This window comes from Amycolatopsis sp. NPDC005232 (assembly GCF_040607795.1).
In the GTDB taxonomy this organism is placed as follows: domain Bacteria; phylum Actinomycetota; class Actinomycetes; order Mycobacteriales; family Pseudonocardiaceae; genus Amycolatopsis.
The window spans coordinates 108983-124527 of sequence record NZ_JBEXHL010000026.1 but is presented as its reverse complement, the minus strand read 5'-3'; the positions used below and the strand labels follow the sequence as shown (position 1 = coordinate 124527).

Here is a 15545-nt window from a genome sequence, read left to right as displayed (position 1 = left end):
CGCCCGGCGCTGTCGGCCGCGGTCGGCGTTCGTGTCGTCGTCGCTGGTCGCACGCGGTCTCCTGGTCGTCGCCGCCGGCGAGGCAGCTGCGTCGTCGGCCGTGGTGGCCTGGCTCGTGGCCTGGCTCGGTCCATCCTGTCGGCATGTCGACAGTCAGTCAAGCAACAGTTTTCCGCTAGACTGCTACCGGCCGCCCGCGATCGCACGTGGTGCCGGTCCGAACGGGGAGAGTGGCGTGTCCATCAACATCACGAGCAAGCCGATCAGGACCACGCTGCGCGAGTCGACGGTCGACCTGCTGCGCACGGCGATCTTCGGCGGGGACATTCCTGCGGGGACCCATCTGGCCGAGGTCAGCCTCAGCACTTCGCTGGGGGTGAGCAGGGCAACGCTTCGCGAGGCGCTGCGGCAGCTCCAGCAAGAGGGGCTCGTCGCGCAGGACTCGCGCGGCCGGGTGTCCGTGCGCGAAGTCTCGACCCAAGAGGTGGAAGAGCTCTTCGAAGTCCGACTCGGCCTGGAAACGATCGCCGCGCGCCGGCTGTGCGAGCTGCCCGACCGGTCCTCCGCCGTCACCGAGCTGACCGAACGCCTCGACCGCCTGCGCCGGCCCGAGTCACTGGCCGCGGACCTCGACGCCGACCTGGAGTTCCACGGCACCATGTGCCGGCTGTCCGGCAACCAGCTGCTGCTGCAGTCGTGGGAAGGCATCAGCAGCCTGGCGCGCATCACCATGCTCGCGGCGGGCCCGGACTCGGCGCGCGCGAACATGGCCTACGACCGCCACGCCCCCATCGTCGACCTCATCGCCCGCGGCGATTCCGCCGCGTGCAGCGAGTTCCTGGCCGACCACATGGCTTCGGCGCGCGACCGGCTCATCCGGAGCATCTCGGCCTCTGCCGCGGACGAAACCGAGGTTCGTTCGTAGCGAGGGAAATCACGGCACCTGCCCGTGACACGCGAAACGGCGCCGCCGGGCGAGTTTTGCCCCGGCGGCGCCGTTTTCCGAACTGGTCAGCTGTGCGAAATCGTCAGCCCGTAGAAGGCGACGCGAGCGCCCTTCGTCGTGCTGCTCGACGAGGACTGGTTGTACGAACCGGCCTTGAAGTACTGCTTGTACGCCTTGAACGACGACGGAATGCTGTAGTGCGTCGTGCTGCCGTTCACGGTGAGGTCGATGGTGTTGCCGCCGGAGATCCCGATCGTGTAGGTCCAGGTCTTGCCCACCGCGACGTGGCCGACGGTGTGCAGGGTCTGGCCGCCGTCGGGCGAGTTCTCGGTGCCCAGCACGATGTCGCCGCTGGAGCGGTAGTACAGCTCCAGCAACGGTTTCGTCGACGAGCCGCCGGTGCCGAGGTGGACCTGGCCGACGCACACGTTCGACGTCACCGACACCACGCGCAGCGTGGCGCCGAGCTTGTGCGATCCGCTCAGCGACCAGTTGGCGGCCGAACCGTCGCGGTTCATCTCCCTCAGCTCGGATCGGGCGTAGTTCGAATTGGGCGTGGTGACGCCCTTTTCCGGCGCCCAGAACGTCATCGCGCCGTCGCGCGTGTCGGTGTAGAAATAGCTGTCCTGGAACCCGTTCGGCCCTTGCAGCCGGGACGAGGAGATGGTGGTCGGCGAGCCCGGTGAGCCGACCGGCTCCTGGAGTTGCCAGGTCGACAGGTCGAAGTTGCCGCCAGGAGCCACGGACGGGCTGCCCAGCACGGACTGACCGGTGGCCGGCGCTGCCTCCGCGGACAACGCGGTTGCAGCCACGAAAGCGGGAATCGCCAGCACGACGAGCGCGGCGCGCATGCGCATCGCAGTTTCCTTTCGCACGGTGGGGACCTCTGTGCCATTTATTCAGATATGTGAATTAATGTTGCGGAAACCCGGCGGCGAAAGGAAACGTTAAGGTTGCGGTCGCATCAAGTCAAGGATTGACATGATGCTCGACGCGCTTCGGCGGCCCGTCACCACGAGGCGACGGACCGCCGAGTTCCGATTACCGGAACGAACTAGAACGCCTTGCCCGCGTCACGGGCGGCGGTCAGCGCCGAGGCGCGGTCCTGATCCGGGGTGCCGGTGAGGATGGTCGGCTGGAAGCGGACCTCGGTGACATCGGCGACGCCGATGAAGCGCAGCCAGTCCTTCACGTAAGTGGAGTGGAAGTCGGCGCCGAACTGGATGGGGACACCTTCGGAGTAGACGCCGCTGGTGTAGATCGTGGCGGCCTTCTTGCCGTGGACCAGGCCCGAATAGCCGGCGGCCGGGTCGAAGCCGAAGACCATGCCGGGCTGGGTGATGATGTCGACCCACTGCTTGAAGACGTAGGGCACGCCCGAGTTCCACATGGGAATGCTGAAGACGTAGGCGTCGGCCGAGGTGAACTGGTCGGCGAGCGTCTGGGCCTGCGCCCACACCTCGGCCTGCTCGCCTTCGGGTGCGCCGCCGGCGAACACGGCAAGCTTGGCGCTCGCGCCGGCCGGTCCGAACTGCGGCAGCGAGCCGTCCCAGAGGTCCAGCGTCTTCACGACCGTGCCGGCGTTGGCGTCCTGGTACGCCTCCAGGAACGCCGCGGCCAGCGCACCCGAGTCCGACGCGGCACCTCGCGGGCTGGCCGAGATGTGCAGAACGGTTGTCATGACAAGCCTTCCTGATGTGATTGCCCACCGGTTCGGGGCGACGACTGTAACCGGTAAAAGTGCAGATCAACAGTTACAACGCGCCCGGTAGCCTGTCAACGAACGCGGAACGGACGGACAGGAAAGGAGGGCCGATGGAACCGGAATTGCCCCTGCTCGGGCTGAGTGACCATCCGGCCCTCGCGTTCCTCAACACCGCCGCCACCGCCGAAAGCGCCGAGCTGATCCCCGACGGAGCGGGTTACCTGCGGTGGCTTGAGCTCACGGGGCTGATCGATGTGCAGGACCGCAACGCGGTGCTCAACCGGTTCGGTGGCGCCGAGCTCGACGCCGCGGCTCTCGAAGCCGTCGAGTTGCGTGAACGCCTGCGTCCGGTGGTCCAGGCCTGGGCGGACGGCGATCCCACGGCACCGGACGAGGTGTTCCTGGCCGCGTTGAACGCCACCTTCGCCGAAAGCAGCCTCAGCCGGCAGGTCCACCGGTCCGGCGCCGACCTCGACCTGGAGGACCGGTGGACGTGGACCACGCCCCGGTCCCTCCTCTCACCCGTCGCGGAAGCGGCGGCCGACTTGTTCGTCCACGGCGACCGGTCCCTGGTCCGCAACTGCGAGGGACCCGAGTGCCCGCTGTGGTTCTACGACCGCACCAAAGCGCACCGCCGCCGCTGGTGCTCCATGGCGACGTGCGGGAACCGCGCCAAAGTACGTGACTTCCGGGCGCGGGCCACGAAAGACGTTTCGTAGCCCCGGATCACCGACGAGCGAACGGTTTTCAGCGCTCGACCGGCGTGATGCGGGTGTTGCGGAGGTGTTCGTAGACGATCGACGTGCGGACGTCGGCCACTTCGGGGCGCGCGGTGAGCTTGTCGATCACAAAGGCGTAGAGGCTGGCGTTGTCGGGGACCGCGACGTGGAGGATGAAGTCCTCGGTGCCGGTCGTGACGTAGAGGCCGAGGATGTCGGGCAGCGTGGTGACCCAGTTGCGGAAGCCTTCGATGACGCGGCGCGACGGCGGGCGCACGCGGACCGCGACGAGGGCCTGGACCGAGCGGCCGATGGCGGGCAGGTTCACGTCGAGGGTCGCGCCCTGGATGATGCCGCGCTGGCGAAGCGCGCGGGTGCGGTCGAGGGCTGTGGTGGGTGAGACGCCGACGGCGGCGGCGACGTCGCGGTTGGTCTTCCGGACGTCCGACTGCAGTTCTCGCAGGATGGCCTTATCAAGTTCGTCCACGTCCGCCTCCAGGAAGCCAAATCCGATACTTGTACGGATCTTAGGCGATTCCAATGGTTGTTCGTCTAGCTTCAGGAATCAACCGCAGTACGAACAGCCAGGGAGGTCCAGCATTGGCCGAGGAAAGTTCACCGATCGGGTTCGCCCCGAACGAGGTCGATCCGACCGTGTCGACGCGGGCGGCTCGCTTGAAGTGGGTGGTGGTCGTCGACAGCGGTCTGCCGCCGGGGCGCGCGGTGAACGCGGCCGTCTGCGCGGCCGCGGCGACGGCGCCGAACATCACGGGGCTGCTCGGCGATGACGCCGTGGATGCCGACGGGCAGGCGCATCCCGGGTTGCCGTGGACGGGGTGTTCGGTGCTGGCCGCCGACGGTCCGACGCTGCGCACCCTCCGCGCCAAGGCCGCGGCGTCGCCCGGGTGCTTCGTGGCGGACATGCCGGTGATGGCACAGCACACGCTGGTGTACGCCGACTACCTCGCCGGCGTGAAGGAAACCGCCGGCGAGGCGCTCGACTACTACGCGGTGAGCATCGTCGGGCCGCGCAACCGGGTGGGCAAGATCGTCGGAAAGCTGCCGTTGCTCCCCTGATCCGCTAGCGCAAAGCCGCCGAGGCGTAGTCCCACAGGCGGTCCGCCGCGACCGGGTCCAGGGCCCAGCGCGCGACGCCCGCCATCGCGTCCACGCCGCCGGCGGCGAGGTGCGCGCCACCGTCGATGGCCGGCGATTCCTGGTTGTCCTCGAAGTAGCGGCCGGTCACGTCGTCGAGCAGCGGCGACGCGGCGAGCAGCGTCGGGGTGGCGGCGCCCTGTTCGGGAGTCTTGAAGTAGGCCGGGGTGGTGGCGTTGCCGTCGGCGTCGAGGGCGCCGAGCAGGCGCAGGGCGTCGGGAGTGAGGTGGCGCAGGAGGTTCGTGCGGATGACGCCCGGTGCGCACGCGTTGGCGTGGATGCCTTCGCCGGCCCAGCGGCGGCTGATCCCGGCGGCGAGCAGCACACTGGCGGTCTTCGACTGCCCGTAGGCGACGAGCGGGTCGTAGGGCCGCTGCTCGAAGTGCGGGTCAGAGAAGGAGAAGTCCGTCAGCAGGTGCGCGCCGGAGCTGAGGACGACGACGCGCGCTCCGCCGCCGGAGCGCAGGGCGTCGCGCAGACCGGTGACGAGCGCGAAGTGGCCCAGGAAGTTGATGCCCAGGTGCATTTCCCAGCCCTCGGCGGTGACCTCGCGCGCGGGCAGGGCCATCACGCCGGCGTTGGCGACCAGCGCGTCGACCGGGCCTTCCCACTGCGCGCAGAACGCCCGCACGGAACCGAGGTCGGCGAGGTCGAGCGCCACGACGTCGACGCGCGGGAACTCCTCGACGAGCTGCTTGGCGTGCGCCGGTGTGCGGGTGGCGATGGTGACGCGGGCGCCGGCCGTGGCGAGCGCGCGGACGGTCTCGGCGCCGAGCCCTGAAGCGCCGCCGGTGACGATCACGCGGCGGCCGGTCAGGTCCACTCCGGCGAGGACCTCGGCGGCCGTGGCTCGCGCGCCGAACGGGGTGGTGATGGTGGTCATGGGGTCCTTCGCGGGAAGAGTCCGGTGTGGACAGTGAAAGAACTCGCTTCCGCGGGGAAGACGGAAGCGAGCCGAGGCGTCAGGACGCGTTGGGCGCGTAGTGGCCCGGCACCATGCGAGTCGACACGCCGAAGCGGTTGAACGCGTTGATCGTGGTGATCGCCGCGATGAGGTGGGCGAGCTCGGTCTCGTCGAACTGCTGCGCCGCCTTCGCGTAGACCTCGTCGGGCACGAAGCCGTCGGTGAGGACGGTGACGGCCTCGGTCAGCTCGATCGCCGCGACCTCGCGCGCGGTGTAGAAGTGCTTCGACTCGGCCCACGCGCCCAGCTGCAGGATGCGTTCGGCCGACTCGCCGGCCGCGAGCGCGTCCTTGCTGTGCATGTCGAGGCAGAACGCGCAGTGGTTCAGCTGCGACGCGCGGATCTTGACCAGGTTCACCAGGCCCTCGTCGAGGTGCTTCTTCGCCGCGGTGTCCAGGCGCAGCATCGCCTTGAACACGTCGGGGGCGAGCTTCATCCAATCCAGGCGCGGGGTGTGCTCGGGCAGGCGTTCAATCGTCATGAGATCACGCTAAGCGCCGCTGCCCACGCGCACGTGGTCCAATTCCGGCCGTCGATCGTGGGCCAATCGCCTATGGCGCAGTGCACAGTGGACAGCCCCGCGAACGTCCCTACAGTGGGAAGAACCGACTCCCCTGGAGGATCCCCGTCATGACCGCACCGTCCTGGAAGGACACCGGAGGTTGGCTCGTCGCGCTGGACATCGACGGCACCCTGATCCACGAGGACGGCTCACTCAGCGACGCCGTGGTCACCGAGGTCCGCCGGCTCGACGCGGCCGGGCACCACGTCGTGCTCACCACCGGCCGCTCCGCCGCGAGCACCATCCCCGTGCTCGACCGCCTGGGCATCACGCCTCGGTTCCTGGTCTGTTCCAACGGCGCCGTCACCCTGCGCCGATCCGGATCCGGCTTCCGGCGCCACCACGTGGAGTCGTTCGACCCGGCCGAGGTCCTGCGCGCCATCCGCACGCACCTGCCGAACGCCCGCTTCGCCGTCGAGGACGAACTGGGCCGCTACCGTTGCACCGAACCGTTCCCCGACGGCACGACCGGCCTCGACGACGCGCAGGCCGCGGTGCCGTTCGAGGCGCTGCTGACCACGAAAGCCACCCGGGTCGTCGCGTTCGCGCCCGGCCACGACATGGACGATTTCCTCGCTCTGGTGGCAAAAATGCACCTGCGGAACGTGAGCTTCGCTCTCGCCTGCACCCCGTGGCTCGACCTCGCCGCCGAGGGCGTGAACAAGGCCGCGGCGGCCGAACGCGTCCGCGCCGAGCTCGCGGTCCCCCGGCACCGCGTGCTCGCCGTCGGCGACGGCCACAACGACATCGAACTCCTCGCCTGGGCCGCCGAACGCGGCCGCGGGGTCGCGATGGGACAGTCCCCCGCCGAGCTGATCGCCGCCGCGGGCGAGCTCACCGGCACCCTGCTCGAAGACGGCCTCGCGCAGGTGCTCGCGACGCTATGACCGCGGCAGCACCGAGCACAACGCCGCCAACGCCCCCGACCACGCGCTGTCCGACGGAGTCGCGTACCCGACGACCAGCCCCTCGCGCCCGCTGTCCTCCGGCAAAGACGGGTGCGCGAAATCTCCCAGCCCGTCGAGCGCCAGACCCACCCGCGCACCCGCGGCGATCACCGAACGCTCGGTGCCCGGCGGGAGGTCGAGCACCGCGTGCAACCCGGCCGCGATCCCCGAGACGCGGATCCCCGGCGCGTGCTCCGCGACGGCCGCCACCAGCTGGTCCCGGCGCCGCCGGTAGCGCAGCCGCATCGCGCGCACGTGCCGGTCGTAGTCGCCGGACGTGAGGAACTCGGCGAGCGTCAGCTGGTCGAACGAACCCGGTGCCCAGTCGACGTGGCCCTTCGCGGCGATCACCTCGTGCGTCACCGAACGCGGCAGCACCAGCCACCCGAGCCGCAGCCCCGGCGCCAGCGACTTGCTCGCCGTGCCGAAGTAGCAGACGCGCTCGGGATCGAGGCCCTGCAACGCACCGACAGGCTGGCGGTCGTACCGGAACTCCCCGTCGTAGTCGTCTTCGAGCACCAAACCGCCCGTCGATCGAGCCCAGTCGACCGCGGCCGCGCGCCGGTCCGGGCGCAGAGCGCCGCCGGTCGGGTACTGGTGCGCGGGCGTGAGCAGGACCGCGCCGGCGTCGAGCGAACGCAGTCCCTCGGTGCACGTGCCGTCCTCGTCCAGCGGCAGAGCGGGTGTCTCCAGGCCGGTTTCGGTGAGCAGGTCGTAGTACTGCGGCACGCCGTAGGTCTCGACGGCGACCGTTCCGACTCCCCGCGCCCGCAGCACGCTGCCGATCAACCGCAGCCCGTGGACGAACCCCGCGCAGATCACGATGCGCTCAGGCGACGCGTAAACGCCACGGGCGCGCGCCAGGTAATCGGCGAGCGCCGTGCGGAGTTCGACGCGGCCGCGCGGGTCGCCGTAGCCGAGGGCTTCGTGGGGCGCGGCCATGATCGCGCGCCGGGACGCCGCCAGCCATTGCGCACGCGGGAAACTCGCCAGGTCCGGGTTGCCGGGCAACAGGCTGAAGCGAGTGTCCGACGTGCGGATCGGCGTCGGCCGGCGGAGCGCGACGCGGTCGGAGCCGGGCGTCGGCGCGCGGCGGGGCTCCGCCCGGCGGGCGACGCGCGTGCCCGAACCCTGCCGCGCGGTGAGCCAGCCTTCGGCCACGAGCTCGGCGTACGCGTCGGCCACGGTATTGCGCGCGATCGACAGATCAGCCGCCAGCGTGCGTGACGACGGCAGCTGCGCGCCGGGCAGCAACCGGCCCGTGCGCACGGCTTCGCGCAACGCGTCCATCAGCGACGTCCGCAGGCCGTGGTGGCCGCGAAGGTCCAGGTGGTCGAGGTGCAGATCGGCGCCGAGGCCCTCGGCGGAGCGTCTGCCCTCGGGTGAAGTGGCCCGTGTTCCCACCATGGAAATGGACCATACACCTGGCCCAATAGCAACCTAGCGTGGGTTTTGAGCCCAGCGCGCGGGCCACCAATCCGGTTGCTACTCACCACTGTGGCCCGACACCTGTTAGGAACGCCATGACCTCCCTCGACGTCCGGAAAACTCCCGGACCTCCACGCCCCGGCATCAGCACGGGGTTCGCCGTCCTGCTGGCCGTCGTCTGCGGCATCGCGGTGGCCAACATCTACTACGCCCAACCGCTGCTGGAAGAGATCGGCCACGACCTCGGAGTCGGCGCCGCCGGGCTCGGCTTCGTGACGACCGTGACGCAGGTCGGCTACTTCGCGGGCCTGATCCTGCTCGTGCCGCTCGGCGACCTGCTCAACCGGCGCGTGCTCATCCCGATCGGCTCGGTGATCGCCGCGCTGGCGCTGCTCGCCGTGGCCGTGTCTCCCGGGCCGGTGATGTTCTTCATCGCCAGCGGCGTGGTCGGGCTCGCGACGGTGGTGCAGCAGGTGATCATCGCCTACTCCGCCGTGCTGGCCAGCCCCGAATCCCGCGGCCGTGTGCTCGGCATCGTGACCAGCGGCGTCGTGATCGGCATCCTGCTCGCGCGGACCGTGGCCGGCCTGCTCTCCGACGCGTTCGGCTGGCGCTCGGTGTTCGTCGTCTCCGCCGTGCTCATGCTCGGCGTCGCGATCCTCCTCGGCCTGCGGCTGCCGCCGGAGCTGCCGAACCGGCCGTCTGTCTCCTACCGCAAGCTGATCACGTCGATCGTCACGCTGACCGCGCGCGAACGCGTGTTCCGCGTGCGGAGCCTGATCACGATGTTCATGTTCGCCGGGTTCGGTGCGCTGTGGGGTTCGATGGCGCTGCCGCTGTCCGCCGAGCCGTGGAACTTGTCGACGTCGGCGGTCGGGCTGTTCGGCCTCGTCGGCGCGGCGGGCGCGTTCGGTGCCGCGCGGGCCGGGTCACTGGCCGACCGCGGCCGGGCGCAGTGGGTCACCGGCATCACGCTCGTGTTGTTCACCGTGGCCTGGCTGCCGATCGCGTGGCTGCCGAAGTCGCTGATCCCCCTCATCATCGGCATCATCGTGATCGACTTCGCCGGCCAGGCCATCCACGTGACCAACCAGCACCTCATCGTGGGCCTCGACCCGAACGCGAGCAGCCGCCTCATCGGCAGCAACATGGCGTACTACTCGGTGGGCTTCGGCGGCGGCGCTGTCGCGGCGACCACGGCGTACAGCGCGTGGGGCTGGACCGCGGTCTGCGTCCTCGGCGCCGGGTTCAGCCTGGTGGCCCTGCTGGTGTGGGGCGCGGACCGCCTCTCGGTGGCCCGCTCGGCGCGCCTCACTCCGGCGGCCGCCTGAGTGTCCGCTGTGGACGGCCGGGCCCGGGGAACGACCTCCCCGGGCCCGGTTTCACGCGATCCCTCCGGGCGGCGCCGAGCTGCCGTGCGCGGCGACCTCGTAGCGCTGGCCCTGGTGGTCGAGGATCCGTACGCCGTTGCGCACGGCGTCAAGCGCCGCACGGAACGGCTCGGACGCGTGGAAGCGGTCCACGGACTCCTGGTCCACCCAGCCTTCCGACAGGTGGATGGTCGCCGGGTCCAGCAGGTCCGCTGCGAAGACGTAGAAAAGGCAGCCAGGCGATTCGGCGGCGAAGCTCAGGTGCGGCACGACCGCGTCGACGAACTTCTGGCGGTCGTCCGGGTGCACGCGGTAGTAGGCGTTGAACACGATCTTGGTGGGCGTGTCGCGGCTCGACGCGGTGGTCATTCAGTCCTCCGGGTTCAGGGTCGACGCCGCGGCTTCCAGCGCCGGGGCGAAGTCGGTGCCCCAGGCGGCGGTGAGGATGACCTCGGTGGCGCCGGCGTCGAGGTGGTGGCGCAGGGACTCGCGCACGGTTTCGGCGTCACCGAGGGCGCAGAGTTCGTGGATGAAGCTTTCGCCGATGGCGAGTTTCTGAGCTTCGACATCGGTGGCCTTGTCGTACGCGGCGAGGTCGGCGGCGTAGCCCGCGGCGGCGAACATCGTGCGGTAGAAGGGCAGGCCGAAGTAGCGGTGGAGCTCGCTGCGGACGCCGTCGAGAGCGCCGTCGCCGAGAGCCACGGGGACGGCGGTGGCGATCGTGAAGCCCGTGAGGTCCTTGCCGGCCCGGGCGCGGCCCGCCCGCACCTCGGGCACGACCACGTCACGGACGTAGCTCGCCGGGCACGCCCACAGCACCACGCCGTCGGCGATCTCGCCGGCCAGCCGCAGCATGGCGGGCGACAGGCCCGCGAGCACGAGCTCGATGCCGGGCCGCGGCGTGAACCCGGTGAACGCGAACGTCGAGTTCCAGCGCTCGCCCGGCGGCGGTTGCTCGCCCGCGAGGACGGCGCGGACGACGCCCGCGTACTCCCGCATTTCCGCGACCGGGCGGCCGATCTCCTGGCCGTGCCAGCCACCCATCGTCGAGCGGTGGCCGACGCCGAGGCCCAGCCGGAACCGGCCGCCGGACAGGTCGTCGACGGTCGCGGCGGTCTGGGCCATCGACGCGGGCGAACGGTGGTAGATCGGCGCGACGGCCGTGCCCAGCGTCACCGAGGTGGTCTTCATCGCGAGCGCGGCCAGCAGTGTGAACGAGTCGCGCGCCGCGATGTGCGAGCAGTTGATCGAGCCGAAACCCAGGTCGTCGGCGAGGCGCGCCAGCCGGACCGCTTCGCCGAACGGCGCGAACGCCGGGATCTGGCAGCTGATCGTCATGAGTCCTGTTCCTTCTCGGTCCGGGTACGCCGGTAGTGCTCGAAGGACGCGAGCAGGCCGGCGTCGTCCACCGAGCCCGGGTCGGCCACGTCGGCGGCCGGCGCGCCCTGCAGGACGCGTTTCACCGGCACCTCGAGCTTCTTGCCGGTGCGGGTGTGCGGGAGCGCGGGGACGGCGACGATGTCGTCGGGAACGTGCCGCGGGGACAGCAACCGCTTGATCTCCGAACGGATCTTCTCGCGCAGCGCGTCGTCGAGCACGCCGCCGGTGGTTTTCACGAACAGCGGCATCCAGTAGCCGCCGTCGGGACGTTCGGCGCCGATCACGAGCGACTCGTCCACTTCGGACAGTCCTTCCACGACCTGGTGGATGTCCGCGCTGCCCATGCGGACGCCATTGCGGTTCAGAGTCGCGTCGGAACGTCCGTGCACCACGACGGAGCCGCGCTCGGTGATGGTGATCCAGTCGCCGTGGCGCCACACACCGGGGTAGGTCGAGAAGTACGCCTCGCGGTAGCGGGTTCCGTCGGCGTCGTCCCAGAACCGCAGCGGCATCGACGGCATCGGCTTCGTGACGACCAGCTCGCCCTGCTCCCCGACCACCGCGTGGCCGTCGGCGTCCCACGCCTCCAGCGCCACGCCGAGGCACGGCCCGGAAAGCTCACCCGGCCACACCGGGAGGTTCGGCGCGCCCCCGGCGAACGCGCTGACGACGTCCGTCCCCCCGCTCGTCGAGACGACCTGCACGTGCGGGCCGACGTGCTCGGCAACCCAGTGGTACGCGTCGGCGGGCAGCAGCGAACCCGACGAGCCGATGGCCCGCAGCGCACTCAGGTCGTGGTCCCGCGCCGGTTCGAGGCCCGCCCGCGCACCGGCGGCGAGCGGGCCCGGGCTGGTGCCCAGGAACGTCACGCCGTGCTCGGCGGCCAGCGCCCACTGCAGATCGGGTCCGGGGTGGGTCGGGCTGCCGTCGTAGCAGACGACCGTCGCGCCGACCAGCAGCACGGAGACGAGGTAGTTCCAGACCATCCAGGACGGGCTGGTGTACCAGAAGAACACGTCGCCGGGACCGAGGTCGCTGTGCAGGCGCAGCACTTTCAGGTGCTCCAGCAGAACGCCGCCGTGGCCGTGCACGATGCCCTTCGGGCGGCCGGTGGTGCCCGAGGAGAACAGCACCCACAGCGGGTGGTCGAAGTCGACGGGCGCGGGATGGACGTGGTGATCGCCCGCGACCGCGCCGGCCCAGTCGACGACACCGTCCATAGTGGACTTCTGCGCCAGCCGGTTCACCACCACCGTGTGCTTCACGCTCGGCAACAGCTCGCGCAGCTGGGCGACCTCGGCGGACCGGCTGCGCTCACGGCCACCGAAGCGATAACCGTCGGCCGCGACGAGCACCACCGGTTCGAGCTGACCGAAGCGTTCCGCCGCCGCGTGCGGCGAGTAGTCCTGACCGCACGCGGCCCACACCGCGCCGATGCTCGCCGTGCCGAGGAAGGCGATCACGCTCTCCGCCGTGTTCGGCAGATACCCGGCCACGCGGTCGCCGGCCTGCACGCCGAAGCCCCGCAGCGTCCCCGCGAACGCGGCCACGTCACGGGCGAGATCGGCCCACGTGAGCTCGCGGCGCAGGCCGCTCTCCGTGACGTCGATCAGGGCCACCCCGTCGCCCGGCCGGTCGCGAAAGACGTGCCACACGTAGTTGACTGTCGTGCCGGGGAACCAGCGCACGCCCGGCATCTCGTCGCCGACCAGCACCGGACCGTCACCGACCACGCCGAAGTACTCGCCGACAGCGCCCCAGAACTCGGCCAGCTCGTCGACGGACCAGCGCCACAGCGCTTGGTAGTCGCCGGTGATCGCGGCCGGCGCGCCGCGGTTGGTGACGCACCACCGCGCGAAGTCGGCGAGGGTCGTGTCCTCGTCCGTCGGCGTCCAGATCGGCACACGCTCGCTCACGGGTTCTCCCTCACGCCTCGGTCAGCCGAGTATCGGCCACTCACGATCGTCAAGGCAAGACTTTATCGAAATTATCGAGTTCTATCGCTCGAACGTTGACCTCACGACTTTTTCTTGCTTCAGTGAGAAGGCCCGGGCACCGCCGCCCGGAACCCTCGGGGACGAAGGAGAAACCCATGCCGACGATGCCGCGAGAGGTCCCCGTGCTCGTGGTCGGCGCCGGTCCGGCCGGGCTGACGACGGCGCTCGCGCTGAGCCGCTACGGCGTCGGCCACCTCGTCGCCGAGCGGCACGCCGGCACCGCGCACACGCCGCGGGCGCACATCGTGAACCAGCGGACCGTCGAGATCTTGCGCCACCTCGGCGTCGAGGACCGCCTCCACGCGGTCGCGACCTCACACGAGCTGATGCGCGACAACCTGTGGGTCACGAGCCTCGCCGGGCGCGAGGTCGCGCGCTCGGAAGCCTGGGGCACCGGCCTCGCGCGCGCCGGCGAGTACGCCGTGGCGAGCCCGGCGCCGATGGCCAACTGCCCGCAGACGGTGTTCGAACCCCTGCTGCTCGACGCCGCTCGCGAGGCGGGCAGCGACATTCGGTTCGAGCTGGAGTTCGCGTCGGCCACCGTCGAAGAAGACGGTGTCACCAGCACGCTCGTGGACCGCACCACCGGCGAGCAGCACGTGGTGCGCTCGCGCTACCTGCTCGGCGCCGACGGCGCGCGCAGCAAGGTCCTCGCCACCGCCGGCCTGCGCGTGGAGGGCCCGGCGGGGCTGGCACACGCGGTGAACGTGTGGTTCAAGGCCGACCTCACCCGCTACCTGGCGCACCGGCCGGGGGTGCTGATCTGGAATGTGATGCCCGGCCCGCTGCCCCCGTTGCGGCTGGGCGGGCTGATCTGCCACAAACCGTTCGAGGAGTTCGTGTTGTGCTTCATGCACGACCCGGCGCAGCGCTCGCTCGCGGAGTGGAGCGAGGACGAGTTCGTGGCGCGGGTGCGCGCGGCCGTCGGCGACCCCGCGCTCGACGTCGAGGTGAAGGGCGTGGCCGGCTGGCAGGTCAACGCGCAGGTCGCCACCGCGTACTCCGCCGGCCGGCTGCTGTGCCTCGGCGACGCGGTGCACCGCCACCCGCCGACCAACGGGCTCGGCCTGAACATGTCCGTGGCCGACGCGTTCAACCTGGCGTGGAAGCTCGCGCTCGTGCTGGCGGGCCACGCGGGACCGGGGTTGCTCGACACCTACTCGCAGGAACGGCAGCCGGTCGGCGACGCGGGCGTGCGGCGCGCCATCACCAGCCTCGGGGAGCTCGCCGCCGTCGACGAGGCGCTCGGCTTCACGCCCGGCCAGTCCACTGAGGACGGCTGGGCCGCACTGGAGCTGCTCGACGCGCCGGGCCCCGAGGGCGACGCCCGCCGCCTGGCCCTCAAGGAGGCCGTGGCCCTGACCGACCGCCAGTTCAACGCCCACGGCATCGAGCTCGGCTATCGGTACACCACGGGCGCGCTGGTCGCCGACGACCTGCCGACCGTTGCGGAACCGCCGGACCCCGTGCTCCAGTACGTGCCGACCACCGCACCCGGCGCCCGCGTTCCCCACGCCCGCCTGGAACAAGACGGCCACGCACTGTCCACCTTGGACCTCGTCGACGGGCTGGGGTTCGCGCTGCTGACGGGCGTCGGCGGCGAAGCGTGGCAGACCGTGGCCGACGACCTCACCACCCGCACCGGCGTGCGCGTCGACGTGCACGTGATCGGTGGGCACCGGCCCGGCGACCTCGCCGACCCGCTCGGCGAATGGGCGGACCGGCGCGAGGTCGGCACGAGCGGCGCCGTCCTCGTGCGGCCTGATCGGCACGTCGCCTGGCGCGCACCCGAGTGGTCCGCGCCCGAGGCAGCGAAGCTGTGCGCCGATTTCGACCGGATCTTGGCCGTGCGTCCGCTGCATCCCCATCAGACAGGAGACCGCTCGTGACCCCGCCGACCCGGACGACCGTCGAGAAGTTCTACGAGCACGTCGGCGCCGGGGACATCGCCGGCGTCGTCGCCCTGCTCGCCGACGACTTCCACTGGGACATCCCGGGCGACACCGAGACTGTTCCTTGGCTGGGCAAGCGAAACACGCCCGAAGCGGTGCAGGAGTTCTTCGCGCACATGGGAAACCACGTCGACCGCAAGTCGTTCGACATCGACCGCATCGTCGTCGAGGGCGAGGACGCAGTGGTACTCGGCCGGGCGTCGGTGCTCGTGCGCGCCACCGGCAAGCTGATGGACACGCTCTTCGCCGTGCACGTCGTGGTCGGCGTGGACGGGCGCATCCGCCGGTTCGTGATGTTCGAGGACTCCTGGCACGTCTCGGCCGCCATGCGGCCCTGACCGAGGATGACGGCCGACGGCGAGGATTGCCCGATTGGCCCACGGTTCTGGGGCAGTAATGGACCACGGCCACGTGCCACAT

At 70.6% G+C, this 15545-nt stretch carries 16 protein-coding genes; 7 read left to right on the top strand and 9 right to left on the bottom strand.

What is annotated here, in order from left to right; all coding sequences use genetic code 11:
* Positions 1-235 precede the first annotated feature (235 nt).
* Entirely contained in the window at positions 236-925 is a 690-nt protein-coding gene (locus ABZU76_RS36615; RefSeq protein ID WP_354878219.1) for a GntR family transcriptional regulator, read from the top strand.
* An 86-nt stretch (positions 926-1011) separates the two neighbouring features.
* Here ABZU76_RS36615 and ABZU76_RS36610 read toward each other — a convergent pair whose 3' ends face one another.
* Positions 1012-1821: a polysaccharide lyase family 7 protein gene (locus ABZU76_RS36610; protein ID WP_354878216.1), complete on the bottom strand. Its 810-nt coding sequence runs from the start codon at positions 1819-1821 to the stop codon at positions 1012-1014.
* Positions 1822-2000: 179 nt separating this feature from the next.
* Positions 2001-2627 (bottom strand): NAD(P)H-dependent oxidoreductase, encoded by a 627-nt coding sequence (locus ABZU76_RS36605; protein ID WP_354878213.1) that lies wholly within the window; start codon positions 2625-2627, stop codon positions 2001-2003.
* A 134-nt stretch (positions 2628-2761) separates the two neighbouring features.
* Between ABZU76_RS36605 and ABZU76_RS36600 the strand changes: the two genes are divergently transcribed.
* Positions 2762-3370, top strand: a complete 609-nt coding sequence (locus ABZU76_RS36600; RefSeq protein WP_354878210.1) for a CGNR zinc finger domain-containing protein — start codon at positions 2762-2764, stop codon at positions 3368-3370.
* Positions 3371-3398: 28 nt separating this feature from the next.
* Here ABZU76_RS36600 and ABZU76_RS36595 read toward each other — a convergent pair whose 3' ends face one another.
* Entirely contained in the window at positions 3399-3857 is a 459-nt protein-coding gene (locus ABZU76_RS36595) for an Lrp/AsnC family transcriptional regulator (RefSeq protein WP_255638415.1), read from the bottom strand.
* Positions 3858-3970: 113 nt separating this feature from the next.
* Here ABZU76_RS36595 and ABZU76_RS36590 point away from each other — a divergent pair, with 113 nt between their 5' ends.
* Complete coding sequence (locus ABZU76_RS36590) at positions 3971-4447, top strand: DUF2000 domain-containing protein (RefSeq protein WP_354878207.1); 477 nt, start codon at positions 3971-3973, stop codon at positions 4445-4447.
* A gap of 4 nt (positions 4448-4451) precedes the next feature.
* On the opposite strand, the gene ABZU76_RS36585 is transcribed toward ABZU76_RS36590, so the two are convergent.
* Both ABZU76_RS36585 and ABZU76_RS36580 read right to left on the bottom strand, forming a co-directional pair.
* Positions 4452-5408 (bottom strand): SDR family NAD(P)-dependent oxidoreductase, encoded by a 957-nt coding sequence (locus ABZU76_RS36585; protein WP_354878204.1) that lies wholly within the window; start codon positions 5406-5408, stop codon positions 4452-4454.
* A gap of 79 nt (positions 5409-5487) precedes the next feature.
* On the bottom strand, positions 5488-5970 hold the full coding sequence (locus ABZU76_RS36580; RefSeq protein WP_354878202.1) for a carboxymuconolactone decarboxylase family protein: 483 nt from the start codon (positions 5968-5970) through the stop codon (positions 5488-5490).
* A 149-nt stretch (positions 5971-6119) separates the two neighbouring features.
* Between ABZU76_RS36580 and ABZU76_RS36575 the strand changes: the two genes are divergently transcribed.
* On the top strand, positions 6120-6938 hold the full coding sequence (locus ABZU76_RS36575) for an HAD-IIB family hydrolase (RefSeq protein ID WP_354878199.1): 819 nt from the start codon (positions 6120-6122) through the stop codon (positions 6936-6938).
* On the opposite strand, the gene ABZU76_RS36570 is transcribed toward ABZU76_RS36575, so the two are convergent.
* Complete coding sequence (locus ABZU76_RS36570; protein WP_354878196.1) at positions 6933-8405, bottom strand: PLP-dependent aminotransferase family protein; 1473 nt, start codon at positions 8403-8405, stop codon at positions 6933-6935. The genes ABZU76_RS36575 and ABZU76_RS36570 overlap by 6 nt on opposite strands.
* 116 nt (positions 8406-8521) lie before the next feature.
* Between ABZU76_RS36570 and ABZU76_RS36565 the strand changes: the two genes are divergently transcribed.
* The gene (locus ABZU76_RS36565; protein WP_354878194.1) at positions 8522-9757 is read left to right on the top strand and encodes an MFS transporter; all 1236 of its coding nucleotides are present in this window, start codon (positions 8522-8524) and stop codon (positions 9755-9757) included.
* Between the two features lie 51 nt (positions 9758-9808).
* Here the strand turns inward: ABZU76_RS36565 and ABZU76_RS36560 are convergent, their stop codons facing one another.
* From ABZU76_RS36560 to ABZU76_RS36550, 3 genes are read right to left on the bottom strand one after another with little or no spacing between them, the layout of a single operon-like run.
* Complete coding sequence (locus ABZU76_RS36560; RefSeq protein ID WP_354878191.1) at positions 9809-10165, bottom strand: antibiotic biosynthesis monooxygenase family protein; 357 nt, start codon at positions 10163-10165, stop codon at positions 9809-9811.
* Positions 10166-11134 (bottom strand): LLM class flavin-dependent oxidoreductase, encoded by a 969-nt coding sequence (locus ABZU76_RS36555; protein ID WP_354878188.1) that lies wholly within the window; start codon positions 11132-11134, stop codon positions 10166-10168.
* Positions 11131-13092: an acetoacetate--CoA ligase gene (locus ABZU76_RS36550; RefSeq protein WP_354878185.1), complete on the bottom strand. Its 1962-nt coding sequence runs from the start codon at positions 13090-13092 to the stop codon at positions 11131-11133. Before ABZU76_RS36550 ends, ABZU76_RS36555 begins: the two co-directional genes overlap by 4 nt.
* 176 nt (positions 13093-13268) lie before the next feature.
* On the opposite strand from ABZU76_RS36550, the gene ABZU76_RS36545 reads away from it, so the two are divergent.
* Both ABZU76_RS36545 and ABZU76_RS36540 read left to right on the top strand, forming a co-directional pair.
* Positions 13269-15062, top strand: a complete 1794-nt coding sequence (locus ABZU76_RS36545) for an FAD-dependent monooxygenase (RefSeq protein WP_354878182.1) — start codon at positions 13269-13271, stop codon at positions 15060-15062.
* Complete coding sequence (locus ABZU76_RS36540; RefSeq protein WP_354878179.1) at positions 15059-15463, top strand: nuclear transport factor 2 family protein; 405 nt, start codon at positions 15059-15061, stop codon at positions 15461-15463. The genes ABZU76_RS36545 and ABZU76_RS36540 overlap by 4 nt, the downstream gene beginning before the upstream one ends.
* Positions 15464-15545: the final 82 nt, after the last annotated feature.